The organism is Arthrobacter tecti (genome assembly GCF_054511355.1).
Genome location: NZ_JBTNCT010000004.1, coordinates 179,130 through 194,882, shown reverse-complemented (window position 1 = coordinate 194,882; position 15,753 = coordinate 179,130). Strand labels below are relative to the sequence as shown.

Annotated in this window: 11 protein-coding genes; all 11 read left to right on the top strand. The window is 64.1% G+C overall.

From position 1 onward, the window contains the following. Positions 1 to 21 precede the first annotated feature (21 nt). On the top strand, positions 22 to 1,272 hold the full coding sequence (locus ACX80C_RS07335; protein WP_459325733.1) for an RDD family protein: 1,251 nt from the start codon (positions 22 to 24) through the stop codon (positions 1,270 to 1,272). Next, complete coding sequence (locus tag ACX80C_RS07330; RefSeq protein ID WP_459325732.1) at positions 1,269 to 2,147, top strand: PP2C family protein-serine/threonine phosphatase; 879 nt, start codon at positions 1,269 to 1,271, stop codon at positions 2,145 to 2,147. The genes ACX80C_RS07335 and ACX80C_RS07330 overlap by 4 nt, the downstream gene beginning before the upstream one ends. Beyond that, complete coding sequence (locus tag ACX80C_RS07325; protein ID WP_459325730.1) at positions 2,144 to 4,048, top strand: FHA domain-containing protein; 1,905 nt, start codon at positions 2,144 to 2,146, stop codon at positions 4,046 to 4,048. Before ACX80C_RS07330 ends, ACX80C_RS07325 begins: the two co-directional genes overlap by 4 nt. Continuing rightward, positions 4,045 to 5,685 carry a serine/threonine-protein kinase gene (locus ACX80C_RS07320; protein ID WP_459325729.1) on the top strand — a complete coding sequence of 547 codons (1,641 nt, stop codon included), beginning with the start codon at positions 4,045 to 4,047 and terminating at the stop codon, positions 5,683 to 5,685. Before ACX80C_RS07325 ends, ACX80C_RS07320 begins: the two co-directional genes overlap by 4 nt. 18 nt (positions 5,686 to 5,703) lie before the next feature. Further along, positions 5,704 to 6,411: a flagellar basal body rod protein FlgC gene (locus ACX80C_RS07315; RefSeq protein ID WP_459325727.1), complete on the top strand. Its 708-nt coding sequence runs from the start codon at positions 5,704 to 5,706 to the stop codon at positions 6,409 to 6,411. Positions 6,412 to 6,492: 81 nt separating this feature from the next. Further along, positions 6,493 to 10,932, top strand: coding sequence for an FtsK/SpoIIIE domain-containing protein (locus ACX80C_RS07310; protein WP_459325726.1), 4,440 nt, complete (start codon positions 6,493 to 6,495; stop codon positions 10,930 to 10,932). A gap of 181 nt (positions 10,933 to 11,113) precedes the next feature. Next, entirely contained in the window at positions 11,114 to 11,383 is a 270-nt protein-coding gene (locus ACX80C_RS07305) for a WXG100 family type VII secretion target (RefSeq protein WP_459325724.1), read from the top strand. A gap of 69 nt (positions 11,384 to 11,452) precedes the next feature. Continuing rightward, positions 11,453 to 13,714, top strand: a complete 2,262-nt coding sequence (gene ligA, locus ACX80C_RS07300; protein WP_459325723.1) for an NAD-dependent DNA ligase LigA — start codon at positions 11,453 to 11,455, stop codon at positions 13,712 to 13,714. Then, the gene (locus ACX80C_RS07295) at positions 13,711 to 14,562 is read left to right on the top strand and encodes an inositol monophosphatase family protein (protein WP_459325721.1); all 852 of its coding nucleotides are present in this window, start codon (positions 13,711 to 13,713) and stop codon (positions 14,560 to 14,562) included. The genes ligA and ACX80C_RS07295 overlap by 4 nt, the downstream gene beginning before the upstream one ends. After that, a complete protein-coding gene (locus ACX80C_RS07290) occupies positions 14,559 to 15,020 on the top strand; it encodes a DUF2087 domain-containing protein (RefSeq protein ID WP_459325719.1) in 462 nt (153 codons plus the stop codon). The genes ACX80C_RS07295 and ACX80C_RS07290 overlap by 4 nt, the downstream gene beginning before the upstream one ends. After that, positions 15,017 to 15,565 (top strand): GNAT family N-acetyltransferase, encoded by a 549-nt coding sequence (locus ACX80C_RS07285; RefSeq protein ID WP_459325717.1) that lies wholly within the window; start codon positions 15,017 to 15,019, stop codon positions 15,563 to 15,565. The genes ACX80C_RS07290 and ACX80C_RS07285 overlap by 4 nt, the downstream gene beginning before the upstream one ends. Positions 15,566 to 15,753 lie beyond the last annotated feature (188 nt).

Below are 15,753 nucleotides of genomic sequence, written 5' to 3'. Positions count from 1 at the left end.
GAGGGAGGAGAGCAGCGGACGATGGCTCAGCTCAACCTGAAGAACGGTTCCGCCGGGAAGCGGCTTGGAGCCAAGTTGCTGGATGGGATTCCTGCTGCGCTGATCAGCGGGATCGCCGTCGTGCTTGCCCTTCCACTTATCGGCTATGAGCAGATCTCAGCGGACACCGCGGTGCTTGACCTGGGGATGTTCTACGTCGTCTCCGGGATCGGCAGTGTGGTGTCACTCGGTTACTGGATTTTCTTGTGGGGGTGGGAAGCAAAAACCGGGAAGACACTCGGGAACCTCATGCTGGGTCTGCGGACCACCAACGAGCAGGGCTTCGCACCCGGGTGGCTTGCCGTGTTCCTGCGTAACCTGATTATCGGATTGTCCGGGATCGTGCCGGTCATCGGGTTTGTACTCATGATGGTGTCCAACCTGTTCGATTCCCCGGAGCAGCGCCAGGGTTGGTACGACAAAGCTGCACGCACCCTAGTCTTCGATGTGCGTGCCGGGCGCAACCCGCTGGTCACCGGAGGAATCGGCGGGCCGGCCTCGTTCGCCCCGGAGCCTCCTCCGCCGGCTGTGCGAGCCATCCCCTCGCCGGTCACCGGCCACCGCACGACGGCGCCCGAGGAAGCACCCACGAGCTCACCGCAGGAAACGTCTGCCCTCGCGTCATTCGAATCACCCCGGCAGGTCGAGAGCGGGCCACGAGCGCAGCCCATCCGTGCCAGTGAACCGGCCCCGGCATCCTTTGCGCCGCCTGCACCTGCAGCCCCGACACCCGCGCCGGCTCCGCCTGAAGCAGCGCCGCCTGTAGCAGCGCCGCCTGTAGCAAACCCGCCTGCAGCAGCGCTTTTGCCCGAGAAGATACCCACCGGCAGAACCGCTCCGCTACCGGAGAACGAACCCACGCATCCGGACCAGGAATCGGAAGAGACAGTGGCGACCCGGCGGTCAGGCGAGCGGGGGATACGGATCCACCTCGACGACGGGCGGAACTTCCTGCTGCGCTCGACCGCGCTGATCGGGCGCAACCCCGCGGGAACTGACAACGCTGAGCTCATTTCCGTGAAAGATGAGGGCAGGTCGGTATCGAAGACCCACCTGCACCTGCGCGTCGACGACGGCAGGTTGTGGGTAACGGACCGGAACTCCACCAACGGCAGCGCCATCACAGTTCAAGCTGGGGCGCGGATACAGTTACCGGGTGGCGAGCCGTACCTGGCGGAACCGGGATCAACGGTTCATTTCGGCGACCGCAGCCTCCGGGTGGAAATCTCGTGAACGAACTGAATCAGGTAAAGGACTGGGACATCAAACTGAACGTCGGGTACGCGTCGGACCGCGGCCTCAAACGCGAACTCAACGAGGATTCGCTGATAGCTGCCGAACCCATCTTTGCGGTGGCGGACGGCATGGGCGGCCATGAAGCGGGCGAAGTAGCGTCGGGAATCTGTGTGCGGACGCTCGGCGAGAGCAGTATCATCGGTCAGCACGCGCCGCAGTTTTCGGCGGCGGACCTCGAGGAACTGCTGCGTACCGCGGATGAGCAGATCCGCGCGGAAACCGGTGGCAGGGCAGGGACTACGCTGTCCGGCGTCGTTCTCGTCGAAGAATCGGGCATGCCGTACTGGCTCTTCTTCAACGTGGGGGATTCGCGGACCTACCGGCTGAGCCAGGGCAGGTTCGGCCAGATCTCGGTGGACCACTCCGAGGTGCAGGAACTGGTGGACCGCGGTCACATAACCGCCGCGCAGGCTGCAGGTCACCCCCGTCGGCATGTCATTACCCGTGCGCTTGGCACCGGCGATGATTCCGAAGCGGACTACTGGCTGATGCCGGTGGAGACCGGCGACCGCATCCTGATCTGCTCGGACGGCCTCAGCACAGAGGTTCCCGAGGAACGCATCTACGCGCTGCTCGGGTCTCTCAGGGACCCCCAGCAGGCAGCAGACGCGCTGGTCCAGGAGACTCTGCGCTGCGGTGCGCGGGACAACGTAACCGTGGTGGTGGTGGATGCGCATGGAGTCGATGGCGATGCCGACCTCCACACGACCGCGCCCCGAAGCAACGGCGCGAATGACGCAGAAGACTCCACCCTCCCGGGCTCCGACGGCAAGTCGACCGGCACTGCCGTGACCGAGAAAGAGCCGAGATGAGCAGTGTCCGTTACACGCCGGGAGGGGACTGGCTCAGCGTGGTGCGTGGCGGCGTCGTCGTGCTGCTTCCCGCGACCACCGGGCAGGACGTGCTGGACAGGCTGTGGAAGCAGCTGGGGGAGGATCCGGACCTGCAGGCAATCCTGACTATTGTTACCGGCGGGTTCGGTGCCGGTCTGGCGTCGATGCCGTCCTTCGGCCTGGTGTCGAACACCGGACGGCAACATGTTCTCCTGCGTGGACCAGTGCGGCTGAGAACCGAAAGCGCCGACGGCGTGGTTGAACTTTCCGGCGAGCACGTCACCACCTGGACCGAGCGGATTATCGACGGCGGCGTAGGCGGTTTCACGCTCACCGCCGGTTTATCCGACGTGTCGTCAGAGGAGCACGGCCTGGTGCTGTTCCTTGAGTCGGGCATTGTGCGCGCTCAAGCCGTCACCGGAGGTCCGGCAGGGGAATGCGTCGGTTCGTCCGGCACTGGTTCCCATCCTTCCGGCAGGAGCGGCGGCCAGGATTCAGGCCCGACGACGACGGCGGGTCCACCCTCGCGGGCTTCCACCCCGCGGGCGGAAAAGAGCGCACCAGCACCCGGGGACCGCCAGCCAACGTCTGGGTGGGAGCCCGCGGACACTGACCCGGAAACCGCCGGAACGGGGGCGCTCGAAGCGGAGGAATCCGCCACGATCAACCCGAGCCTGTATCTTACGGCGCACGATGATGAGCAGCTCGAAACCGGGGACCGGACCGGTGGCGACACGCAGGCCGGGTCTGACGCAGTGTCTGCACCGTCCGGAAGTCCGGCTGAGGGCTTGACTGAGGCAGAAGTTGACCCGGAACTATCCACGACCGGGTATGACCACCTGTGGGACCGCACGGTTGTGCGCAGGGTGGAGGACGCAGCAGTGCGCTCATCCGATGAGGACGAACCTGACGACGGCCCTGTGGCCCCCGACTCGAATTCCACCGACGCTGGAACCGACACTGGAACCGCCGCCACACCTCAACCGAGCGGTGACGGCGCGGACTCACCCGCAGGCCTGGCCGCCCCGACCGCCGCGCTATCCGCTGCCAAGTCGGCCGTTCACGGTGAGGGCGCGGCGTCCTCGTCAGGCGTTGGAGAGTCCGGAACAAGGGAACCTGGCGCAGACTCACCCGGAGCAGGCCAAACACCCCACGGAGGCAGCGCTCCGGCCAGTGGACTCCTGATCGACTCGGTCCCATGGGCGCGTCCCAAACCGGAACAGAGCCCACAGGCCGAGGAAGTCCCGCCGGCGCAGGAAGTCCTGCCGCCGGCGCGGAAAGCTCCGCCCACCGGCGACGCGTCGAATGCCGGCGAGGATCCCGATCATGACGGGCAGACCGTCATGCGCAGCGACCTGGGTGACCAGTCAGGCACGGCGCAGGCTCAAGCCCCGGACGCGCCGGAGACCCGCCCGGGCACCGGCCCGCTGGTCCTGGCACGGTTGTGCGCCCAGGGGCATGCCAATCCGCCGGAGGCTTCGGCCTGCGGCGTGTGCTCGCAGGCGCTTGAGGCCGATCCGCGCGAAGTGCACCGGCCCAGCCTCGGAACTATGCGCATTTCCACGGGCGAGGTGGTTGAACTGGACCAGTCGCTCATTATCGGACGGCAGCCGTCGGTGTCCCGGGTGCAGGGCCGCGGCATGCCGAAACTGGTGCAGGTAACGAGTGCGGGCGGGGATATTTCACGTTCGCACGTCGAGGTCCGCCTGGACGGCTGGCACGTGCTGCTCTGCGACCTCAAAGCGACCAACGGCACGGTGCTGATCCGCTCAGGCCATCCGCCGCGCAGGCTCGGCGAGGGTGAGACAGCGTTCCTGCTCGACGGTGACGTCGCACAGTTGGGCGATGAAATCTTCCTACGATTTGAGGGGCTGCGATGAGTTCCAGGCGCGCTGCTGCTCCGCCGCCGCACATCCCGGGCTACCGGTACGCGAGCCTGCTGGGTTCGGGCGGCTTTTCGGACGTCTACCTCTATGAACAGGACCGGCCACGCCGCAAGGTCGCCGTCAAGGTCCTCGTTTCCGGACTGCTGACGGAGGGGGCACGCCGGGCATTCGAGTCCGAAGCGAACCTGATGGCACAGCTGTCCACCCACCCGTATATCGTCACGATCTACGAGGCGAATGTCACCGAGGATGGGCATTCCTACCTCGCGATGGAGTACTGCTCCAGGCCGAGCCTCGATGTCCGCTACCGCCGCGGACGGCTCTCCCTCGCTGAGACGCTGACGGTCGGTATCCAGGTGGCCTCCGCCGTCGAATCGGCTCATCGGGCTGGGATAGTCCACCGGGACATCAAGCCCGCGAACATCCTCGTGACCGACTACAACAGGCCGGCGCTCACGGACTTCGGGATCTCCGGCACCACGGACGGCCCGGAGGACGAGGACCTCGGAATGTCCATCCCGTGGTCGCCCCCCGAAGCTTTCCAGGGTGGAAGCGTGGACGGTATCCGCATGGACGTGTGGTCCCTCGGCGCCACGGTGTACACGTTGCTCGCAGGCAGGTCGCCGTTCGTATTCCCGGGGATGGACAACGCACAAGGGCAGCTCATGGACCGGATCGGTTCGATGCCGCTGGCGCGGATCGGCCGCGACGATGTGCCGGAGTCTCTCGAGCTCGCCCTCGCCACTGCCATGGCCAAGAACCCGGCCTCCCGTTACAGCTCGGCGCACTCCTTCGCGCTGACCCTGCAGCGGATCCAGACTGAACTCGGTATCTCGGTCACTCCGTTCGAAGTCCTGGACGACACGGAGCACGTGGCGGACGATCACGACGACGTCGAGGCCACCCGGGTACGAAAGGTCGTCTCGATCGATCCTGAGTCGTCGACCTTCGCCCCCACCTTTCCGACGGCGGTCGGCACCGCGCCGGCTACCTCCCCGCGGCGGGACGTACCGCCGGTTGCACCGCCGTCGCCGGTTACCCAACCCAGGACCGAGGCTGCCGAACCGGCGGAGGATGCAGCCTGGCGGGAACGGACCGTCCTTCGGGGCAGCGAACCGCTCGGCGACTCGGTCCGGATGGACACCACGGTCAACCGCCCGGCCCCCGCAGAGCCTGAAACAGGAACGGCCGACGACGACGGCACCCCCGCCCGCAGGCGCGGTCCCCTTGTGGGGGTCCTGGTGGGGCTGGTACTGCTGGTCGCCGTCGTCGTCGGGGTTCTCGCCATTGTGAACGGCCAGCCGGAGGACGCACCGACCGTGGCGCCGCCCACCCAGGCTCCTGCGGACGCGCTCGCGGGTGTCGAGGGCGTTGTTCCTGTGCCCGTGGAGATCGCGGGAGTGGCGGCAGGAAATGAGGTCCTCTTCACCTGGACCAACCCGAGCCCGGAGGAGGGGGATGTCTACCGCTTCCGCACCGTGACCGTGCAGGATGAGGGTGAATGGGACCGGACGGTGCAGACTGAGGCGGAAGTGGTTGCAAATCCGGCCGGTCCGACCTGCGTTGATGTACAAATAGTGCGGGCGAACGGAACGGCGTCGGAACCTGTTCGTGCCTGCTTGCCGGAATAAGGACCGAAGGGAAAACGCGTGGGGGAACTCGCTATAGATTTTTGCGGTGAATGGCATGAGCCGAAGGAAGGTGAACCCTTCAACATCGGCAGGGAAGGCGACCTCGAGGTCGACGACAACCCGTACCTGCACCGCAAGTTTCTGCAGATCGCACGCCAGAACGGCATCTGGTGGCTGAACAACGTGGGCACCATGCTGTCCGCTACCGTCGCGGACACAACCGGCGGTATGCAGGCCTGGGTGGCTCCCGGTGCCCGGATCCCGCTGGTTTTCGGCCAGACCCGGGTGGTGTTCACGGCCGGTCCCACAACGTATGAGTTCGATGTCCACCTGAAGACCCCTGCCTTCCGGCAGGAACGCCAGGTCGACGACGGTTCGGGCACCACCACAATTGGGCCGGTCCGCTTCACAGACTCGCAGCGGGCGTTGATCGTGGCTCTGGCTGAGCCGATGCTGCGCCGTGAGGGCACCGGATTCAGTTCCATTCCGTCATCGGCCGCTGCGGCCAAACGACTGGGTTGGGCGCTGACCCGATTCAACCGGAAGCTCGATAATGTGTGCGACAAACTGGACCGGGTCGGGGTTGTGGGGCTGCGCGGCGGCGGTGGGAAGCTGGCGACCAACCGCAGGGCGCGCCTGGTTGAGCATGCGGTGACCTCGCACATTGTCACGCCGGAGGATCTGCCCCTGCTCGAGACCATGAAGGGCAAGGCAGATGAGGACTAGGAAGTCTGTGGCGGGCACCCGGGTGCGTGGCGCCGTCGTCGTTGGTCGCAGGGGAAGCCGCGTGGCCGGAAGTGGAACCGTATGAAGCTGCGCCTGACCCTTCGGCGCGATCCTGATCCTGCGAAGGACCTTGCAGTGACCGTCGACGGCCTCGCGACCGTCAGCGATGTTGCCCATGAACTGTACGTTGCCGATCCGGGCAGGGTGGGAGCTGAGCCGCCGGGGGAGTTGTCGCTGACGGTCGAGGAATCGTACGTTGCCGGCGGTATGCGAGGACGAACGCTCAACCCTGCGGTGAGCCTGTTCGAATCCGGTCTGCGCCCCGGATCCACTGTAACGATCAGCCGTGTCAGCGAGCAGTTCAATGTGCCGGGCCAGGACAGGGGACCGGCGGTCGCGACGCTGCGGGTACTCTCCGGGCCTGACGCCGGCAAGGAGTTTTCATTGCCGGCCGGTGCAAGTTATCTGGGCCGCGACCGCAATTCCGACATCCGGTTCTCGGATCCCATGATGTCCAAGCGGCATGCCCGGATCAACGTGGCTGACGGCATTGAGGTCATCGACACGAACTCCGCGAACGGCCTGGTGATGGGCGGCAACCGGGTAGTGCGGACACTCCTGACGTCAGCCGATGAGGTGACGCTCGGCGATACGACCATCGCGGTGGTGCCGCTGAGCCGCGCCTACTCGGCTGACTCGACCAACCCGCTCGTGGAGTTCAACCGTTCGCCGCGGGTGGTGCGCGCATTCGACGAGAAACCCAAACAGGTGCCCGCGGGCCCACGCCGGCCCAACCCGTTCCGCTTCCCTTACCTGATGCTGATCGCGCCGGTGCTGATGGGAGCGATCATGTTCTCTATCACCCGCAGCCCCTACAGCCTGATCTTCGTGTTCATGATGCCGATGATCCTGACCGCCGCCTACCTGGACCAGCGGATGAACGCGAAGCGAACCTTCCGCGAGGCCGTCCAGCAGTTCCGGGACTCGATGGCGTTCTTCCGCAGTGACATCGAGCGTACGCGCAAGGTGGAACGTGCCGTGCGGCACGCCGAAGCGCCGTCGGTGGCGGATACGGTGGATGCGATCTACAAGCTCGGTCCACTGCTGTGGACGCACCGTCCGGAGCACGATCACTTCCTGAGCCTGCGGTTCGGAACGGGTAGCGCGCCATCACGGATCGAGATCAACGAACCCGCCGGCTCCGATACCCTTCCTGAGTTTTCGGAAGAGATCCGGGACGCCGTGGAGGCCTACACCCACATCGACGATGTGCCGATCGTTGCGAGCCTCCGACTCTCCGGCGCGCTGGGTGTGGCAGGTGCGCGGGGGGTGGTGGACGACGTCGCCCGTGGCCTGGTTATTCAGGCGATCGGCCTGCATTCACCGGCTGAGCTTGCTGTGGCATCGCTGACCTCTGTGCAGTCCAAGGAGCGCTGGGCATGGCTGCAGTGGCTCCCGCACACCGGCTCCGTCCACAGCCCGCTGCCCGGAGATCACCTCGCCGCCGGTCCTGCGGCCGGCGGGCTCCTACTGTCCCGGCTGGAGGATCTGGTCTCCACCCGGTCCGCCAACCGTTCGGGCGTTGCGTTGCGCGGGCGGCTTGATCCGGAAAAGGAGCAGAAGCTGCCGGTGCCGGTCACGCCGTCGGTCCTCGTGATCGTGGAAGACGACGTCACGGTTGACCGTGCAAGGCTGACCCGGCTCGCGGAGGCGGGGGCCGACGTCGGCGTCCACGTACTATGGGTTGCCGGCTCCGTGGCAGCGCTGCCAGCCGCCTGCCGCGATTTCCTGTTCGTCGATTCCGACAGCGCCAACGTCAGCGGGCAGGTGCGTTTGGGCGAGTTGAGCACGCCGGTGAGCTGCGAAAGCGTTGACCTGGAGTTGGCCGGCCAGCTGGCACGGATGCTGACCCCCGTCGTCGACGTCGGAAAGCCTGTGGAGGATGACTCCGACCTGCCGCGCGCTGTGTCCTACGTGACCCTGGCGGGCCATGAACTGGTGGAGACCACGACGGCGGTTGCGGACCGCTGGACCGAGAACAACTCAGTGGCATCCAAGGCGATCCCGAACCGGAAGCACCAGGGGTCGCTGCGCGCCCTCGTGGGTTCCAAGGGTGTGGAACCGATGTACTTGGACCTGAAGACCGAGGGGCCGCACGCCCTGGTCGGTGGTACCACTGGTGCGGGCAAATCCGAGTTCCTGCAGTCCTGGGTGCTCGGGATGGCCGCCGCATACAGTCCGGACCGGCTTACCTTCCTGTTCGTCGACTACAAGGGCGGTGCGGCCTTCGCGGACTGCGTGAAACTTCCGCACACCGTGGGATTGGTGACGGACCTGTCGCCGCACCTCGTGCGAAGGTCGCTGACCTCCCTGCGTGCCGAGCTGCACTTCCGGGAACACCTGTTCAACCGAAAGAAAGCGAAGGACCTCCTCGCGATGGAGCGGGAAGCGGATCCGGAGACGCCGCCGTCGCTTGTCATCGTTGTTGACGAGTTTGCGGCACTGGCGCGGGAGGTGCCGGAGTTCGTGGACGGCGTCGTCGATATCGCCGCGCGTGGACGATCCCTCGGCCTGCACCTCATCCTCGCAACGCAGCGACCCTCGGGTGTGATCAAGGACAATCTGCGCGCCAACACGAACATGCGGATTGCGCTGCGCATGGCCGACACCGATGATTCACAGGACATCCTCGGAACTCCCATGGCAGCGTTCTTCAGCCCGTCCATTCCAGGCCGCGGCGCGGCGAAGACCGGTCCAGGACGGATTCAGAGTTTCCAGACCGGTTACGCCGGCGGGTGGACCACCCGGGAACCTGCACGGCCGCGGATCGATGTCGTCGAAATGGACTTCGGGTCCGGCAACCAGTGGGAGTCGGCGGCCGCCGAGGTGGTCGCCGAGCCCAGCGGCCTGAATGACATTGCCCGCATTGTCGGCAATGTTTCGCAAGCAGCAGTGGAGCTTGGGATCAAGCCGCCGAGGAAACCGTGGCTAGCCGAGCTTGCTGAAGCATATGACTACTCGAAGCTGCCCAACCCCCGGACGGACGAGGCGCTGCTTCTCGGAGTGGTGGATGACCCGGAGCATCAGGCACAGCCGACCGTGTTCTACCATCCCGACGTCGATGGGAACCTTGCGATCCTGGGCTCAGGAGGGTCGGGCAAATCGACGGCGTTGCGTACGCTGGCGATCGGTTCGGCGGTGACGGTACGGGGTGGTCCGGTGCAGGTGTACGGCATTGATTGTGCCTCTAACGGGTTGCAGATGTTGGGCCAGCTGCCGCATGTCGGGGCTGTCCTGGATGGGGAGGATTCCGAGCGGATCGGACGCCTGCTGCGCTATATCCGAGGCATTATCAACGAACGCTCGGACCGCTTCGCCGAGGTCAAAGCCGGGACGATCGCCGATTACCGGCGGCTGGCCGACCGGCCGGATGAACCCCGGATCCTGCTTTTGGTCGACGGCATCACCACCTTCCGTGAGACGTACGAGTTCAAGGGACGTGACCGCCACTTCGAGCTGTTCCAGCAGATTGCAACTGACGGCCGTCCCATGGGTGTCCACGTGGTGGTGACGGGGGAGCGCACCAACTCGCTGCCGCCGTCGTTGGCTTCTTCGATCAGCAGGCGCATAGTCCTGCGGATGGCAGGCAGGGACGACTACTCGACGCTCGGCGTTCCGCGGGACGTGCTCTCGAGCTCATCGCCTCCGGGACGTGGAATCCTCGATGGGCTCGAAGTGCAGCTTGCGGTCTTTGGCGGCAACGCGAACCTCGAACTGCAGGCGCGTGAGGTCGAACGCATGCGTGACGCAATGCTTCGGCAGGGTGTTCCGCAAGCGCCGGGCGTGCTGAGTCTGCCCGAATCGATTGACCTGGACATCCTGCCCGCAGGCGAGCAGGGGTCCGCGGTAGTTGGTGTGGATGACTTCAACCTCGAGCCCGCGGCCGTTGCCGGGACTGGAGCCTTCATGGTGTCCGGTCCACCCGGATCAGGACGCACGGTGGCGCTGGTGACTCTCGCTGCGGCAATGCAGAAGTCATCACCCGGTACCAAGCGGATCTATCTCGGTGCACGGAGGTCCACAGTTGCCTCACTGGGGCTCTGGGATGAGTCGTACGCCACTGCGGCGCTGGTGCAGCCGGAGTTGGCGCGGCTGGCCGGGCTCGCGGATGGTCCGGAAGGGTCGGTGGCGTTCTTCATCGAGGGACTGACGGAGTTCACTGATTCCCTTGCTGAGCTGGAACTTTCATCGCTGGTGAAGGCTGCGGTGAAAGCCGGTCAGTGGGTGGTCGGTGAGGCCGAAACGTCCACCTGGTCGAGCGCATGGAACCTGTCGGGGCCCTTCAAGGCCGGGCGCCGGGGGCTGCTGCTCAACCCGAACGAGCTCGACGGCGACACCCTCCTCAACACATCTCTGGGCCGGACGGCGGGCAACCGCTTCCTTCCGGGACGCGGGTACGTGATTGGCCGGGGGAAGGCCTACAAGGTGCAGGTGGCTACGACTATGGGCGGCGTGGATTGAGAATTCGGCTATCCGTTGCAGCATGGGGAGCGCTATCTGGGGAGGTCTCCTTGGGTAGCTGTCCCCATCGACACCCGTCGACGGGCTTGGATAGTTTGTAGTTAGTCGCCCGGTCGGAAAGACAGATCGGGCAGGGCATGGTTCGGAAACGCCGGACCGCCGCATACGAAAGGTGGGGACAATGAGCAACATCACGCATGGTAATAACCCGGAGCAGATGGGACAGCTGGCACAGCTGCTTACCCAGAAGTCCGAAGAACTGAACCAGACTGCCAACCAGCTGACCCAGCAGCTCGCCAACACGGGCTGGGTTGGTCCCGACTCGGAGCGTTTCCGCGGCGACTGGGAAACCCACCGTGCGCAGCTCAGCCAGATTGCGTCTCAGCTGCAGGAAGTCAGCTCGACGGTTCAGCGCAACCGTCAGGACCAGGAAGCTACCTCAGGCAACTAGGTGGTTCCACGGACGGCCCGCAGCTTCTGGCTGTGGGCCGTTCGTCGTTTAAGGGCTGGTGCCACCCTGATGAGCGTTAGCTACTCACAACGCTCAGAAAGTGTCGGACCTGTGGGGCAAGATAGGACCGTGGCCACAGTGAAACAGCAAGCTGATGAAAACCCCGAGGTTGAGCTTCCGGCGGAGGAGGTGCCGGATGACGCCCTCAAGGAGGAGTACGGCAGGCTCGTCGAGGAAGTGCGCCGGCACCGGTTCGCCTATTACAACGAGAATGAGCCCCTCGTTTCCGATGCGGAGTTCGATGAGCTTTTCCGGCGCCTCGAGCAGATCGAGGCCGAACATCCGGAGCTGATTTCGAATGATTCACCCACACAGGAGGTGGGCGGTGATGTCTCGGCAGCCTTCACATCGGTCCAGCACCTGCAGCGCATGTACAGCCTTGAGGATGTGTTCTCGCGGGAAGAACTGGATGCCTGGGTTCGCCGGGCAGAGGCGAGCATCGAGTCCCAGCGTCCGGGAAGCAGCGTTTCGTGGCTGACTGAGTTGAAAATCGACGGGCTGGCGGTCAACCTCCTGTACCGCAATGGGGAGCTGGTCCGTGCCGCGACCCGCGGCGATGGTTCCACGGGTGAGGACATCACCCACAATGTGCTCACCATCAACAGCATTCCGCGCACGCTGAAGGGCTCCAACCACCCCACTGAAGTGGAGATCCGGGGCGAGGTATTCTTCCCTTCGAAGGAGTTTGCCTTGCTGAATGAGTCCATGGTGGAGGCAGGGAAGGCTCCTTTCGCCAATCCACGTAATGCTGCTGCGGGCTCATTGCGCCAGAAGGATCCGGCGTTGACGGCGCAGCGGCCGCTGGATATGTACGTGCACGGGATTGGTGCCCGTGAGGGCCTGGACGCCGAGAGCCAGTCGGAAACCTACAAACTGCTGGAGCAGTGGGGTCTGCCGGTTTCGCCATACTTCAAGGTGCTGGCCTCGTATGGGGAGGTGGTGCAATTCATCGAGCACTACGGCGAGCACCGCCACGACTTGCTGCATGAGATCGACGGAATTGTCATCAAGGTGGACAGCTTCGCCTTGCAACGCGCCCTCGGCCACACGTCGCGGGTGCCGCGCTGGGCGGTGGCGTACAAGTACCCGCCTGAGGAAGTGAACACCAAACTGCTGGACATTCGGGTCAATGTCGGCAGGACCGGGAGGGTGACGCCCTACGGGATGATGACGCCGGTCAAGGTGGCAGGGTCCACCGTGGAGATGGCCACGCTGCACAACCAGGAGGTCGTCAAAGCCAAGGGAGTGTTGATTGGCGACATCGTGGTGTTGCGTAAGGCAGGCGATGTCATTCCGGAGATCGTTGGGCCTGTGGTGGCCCTTCGTTCGCAGCAGGATCCGCCACCGTACGAGTTCGTTATGCCCACCGAGTGCCCTTCCTGCGGCACCCCGCTTGCTCCTGCGAAGGAGGGGGACATCGATATCCGCTGTCCCAATGCCAAGTCATGCCCGTCGCAGTTGCGGGAGCGGGTTTTCCATGTGGCGGGGCGTGGTGCGTTCGATATCGAGGCACTGGGCTGGGAAGCAGCTATTGCTTTGACCCAGCCCGCAGAACCCTCAGTTCCGCCGTTGACCACTGAAGCCGATCTCTTCAGGCTTACGCCCGAGAAACTGGCCGATGTCCGCATTCTGAGGGACAAGAAGGTCAAGGGTGTGGTGGACGGCCAGGAACTTGTGCCGTACTTCTACAGCAGGGGCACAGCGAAGAAGCCGTCTGAGCCCACAGCCAATACGCGAAAACTGTTCTCAGAGCTTGAGAAGGCAAAGTCGCAGCCGCTGTGGCGGGTTCTGGTTGCGCTCTCAATACGTCATGTGGGTCCAACCGCGTCGCGTGCGCTGGCTACTGCGTTCGGGTCGATGGAGCGGATTCGAAATGCAGGTGAGGAAGAGCTTGCGAATGTTGATGGTGTCGGTCCCACTATCGCTGCAGCGTTGAAGGAATGGTTCGCTGAGGATTGGCACTGTGAAATCGTGGACCGCTGGGCGGCTGACGGCGTTCGCATGGCTGATGAGATCGATGAATCGATGCCGCGCACGCTGGAGGGATTGACCGTCGTCGTCACGGGCTCGCTGGAGGGGTTCAGCCGCGATGAGGCGAAGGAAGCGATCATTCAGCGTGGTGGAAAAGCCTCAGGTTCGGTCTCGAAGAACACCAGTTATGTGGTGGCAGGGGAGAACGCGGGTACCAAGCTGGACAAGGCGGAACAGTTGGGTTTGACGATTCTAGATGAGGACGGCTTCAGGCAGCTGTTGGCGGAAGGACAGGTATGAGCACCAGTGCAAGTCCGGCGGAGTTGTTGCATGTGGCGTTACAGGCGGCTGAAGCCGGTGCTGCGGTGTTGCGGAAGCGAAGCATCGGAGAGTTGCAGGCGGAGAAGCTGCAGGCTGAGAACAAGAGTTCAAACAGTGACTGGGTTACCGCGTTCGACACCGCGGCTGAGCGGGCAGTCCGGGACGTGATCTGGCGTTCTCGCCCTCACGATGCAATCACCGGCGAGGAGTACGGAACCACCGTTCCGGAAGGGGCGGCTTCCGGGATTCGCTGGTCTATTGACCCATTGGATGGGACCACCAACTTCATCCGAAACATTGTTTATTACGCCACCTCTGTTGCTGCGGTTGATGACGACGGCGAGTGGTTGGCCGGGGTGGTCCATGCGCCGGCCATCGATCGGGTCTATTGGGCTTCGAGAGACCAGGGCGCGTGGGTGCGTGAGCAGGGGACCGTTCGTCGTTTGGAAGGACCCGTTGAGGGTCGTTCCGGAACCATTGTCGGCACCGGCTTTGTCTACAGTCCCGAGCAGCGTGGTGAACAGATCGGCGAGCTGGGTCGGTTGCTGGAGGGCCATGGCGATATGCGCAGGATCGGTTCGGCTGCTCTGGATTTATGCATGGTGGCGGATGGAACCCTTGATGCCTACCTGGAGCGGGGGCTCAATGAGCATGATTGGGCGGCGGGTGCGTTGATCGCGGAGGAGGCCGGAGTGGTTGTTCGCCGACCTTCACTGTCATCCGTTCTGGATGGTGGTCCGGATTTCCAGGAGCGGTTCGGCGCCTTCACCGTGGCGGGTCCGCGGGAGCTTATCGAGTTGGCTGAGCGATTGGAGAGTTCTCTATGACTGTGAGCTGGCAGAAGGTGTTTTCGACCCTTGCGGCAGAGCGGTTCCGTGAACTGTATGCCAAGGCGGTTCTCGGACTGGAGTTGGACGCATCGCCGAAGGAACGGTCCAAACTGGTCACCGCCGGTCTGCTTTCGGAGGACGGGTCCGTGAACGATGGGCTGTTCAAGGAAGTTCTTGGTGCTGCGGCAGGCCCTCGGCCACAGGGTGTGGACAGGTTCTTCCGGGAGGGACGGCTGGATGGATTTCCAGCGAATCCAGCGGATCGGAAGGCTGTCCTTGAACATCTTGCCGGCCGATTGTTTCCGGATCAGCAGGAACTCGATGAACCGCTGGTGAACAGGCTCGTCGGCACGGTGACGCACGACATTCCGACGCTTCGGCGGGCACTCGTTGATTACGGATACCTGGAGCGGAATCCGGACGGGACCGGTTATCGGCGCGTACTGGACGAATGACTAGGGGAGCAGTTAGCGTCACCCGGTTCCTTCGAGAGGAAGATGTCCCGGAGCTGACCGCCGTCCTCGTCAGAAACCTTAAGTTTCTGCGGCCCTGGGAGCCGGCTCGCGATGATGATTTCTTCACCGTGGAGAAGCAGATTGAGGTTGCGCGCGACGCGCTTAACGCTTACGACGGCGGCACGATGGTGCCGTTGGTGATTCTGAATCATTCTGGTGCCATCGTTGGGCGCTTGAATATCAACGGGATTGTTCGTGGTGCCTTTCAATCGGCTTCGCTTGGGTACTGGGTGAGCGAACAGGCGAGCGGAGCAGGCTTTGCCACGAGCGCTGTGGCGGAAGCCATCGATCATGCCCGGCTTGAGCTGAACCTTCACCGCTTGCAGGCGGAAACGCTTACTCACAACATTGCATCTCAACGGGTCCTGAAGAGGAACGGCTTCGTCCGATACGGCTTCGCGCCGAAGTATTTGCAGATTGCCGGTGAGTGGCAGGACCACGTGCTTTATCAGCGCATCCTTGAGGATGCAGCCTCCTCAACCTGACGGTCGGTGTCGTGGCGTCGGTTGCAAGCTTGGCGATACCCGTGGCCAGATGTCCCGAGCACTTTTGTGGTCAGGCCGCATACGCTGGATTGCGGCGGCCGTAGTGCCGGTTTCGATCGTCACGACCTTGGTTGTGAATGTACCTATCAATATCGCAACAGGCACGTGGGATGTGCGGGTGCCAAGCG

What these genes read in the sequence shown, in the direction of transcription:
- ACX80C_RS07290 (WP_459325719.1), top strand. Translation starts at nt 14,559, where the DNA reads ATGACTGTGAGCTGGCAGAAGGTGTTTTCGACCCTTGCGGCAGAGCGG.
- ACX80C_RS07325 (WP_459325730.1), top strand. Translation starts at nt 2,144, where the DNA reads ATGAGCAGTGTCCGTTACACGCCGGGAGGGGACTGGCTCAGCGTGGTG.
- ACX80C_RS07285 (WP_459325717.1), top strand. Translation starts at nt 15,017, where the DNA reads ATGACTAGGGGAGCAGTTAGCGTCACCCGGTTCCTTCGAGAGGAAGAT.
- ACX80C_RS07310 (WP_459325726.1), top strand. Translation starts at nt 6,493, where the DNA reads ATGAAGCTGCGCCTGACCCTTCGGCGCGATCCTGATCCTGCGAAGGAC.
- ACX80C_RS07335 (WP_459325733.1), top strand. Translation starts at nt 22, where the DNA reads ATGGCTCAGCTCAACCTGAAGAACGGTTCCGCCGGGAAGCGGCTTGGA.
- ACX80C_RS07320 (WP_459325729.1), top strand. Translation starts at nt 4,045, where the DNA reads ATGAGTTCCAGGCGCGCTGCTGCTCCGCCGCCGCACATCCCGGGCTAC.
- ligA (WP_459325723.1), top strand. Translation starts at nt 11,453, where the DNA reads ATGAGCGTTAGCTACTCACAACGCTCAGAAAGTGTCGGACCTGTGGGG.
- ACX80C_RS07295 (WP_459325721.1), top strand. Translation starts at nt 13,711, where the DNA reads ATGAGCACCAGTGCAAGTCCGGCGGAGTTGTTGCATGTGGCGTTACAG.
- ACX80C_RS07305 (WP_459325724.1), top strand. Translation starts at nt 11,114, where the DNA reads ATGAGCAACATCACGCATGGTAATAACCCGGAGCAGATGGGACAGCTG.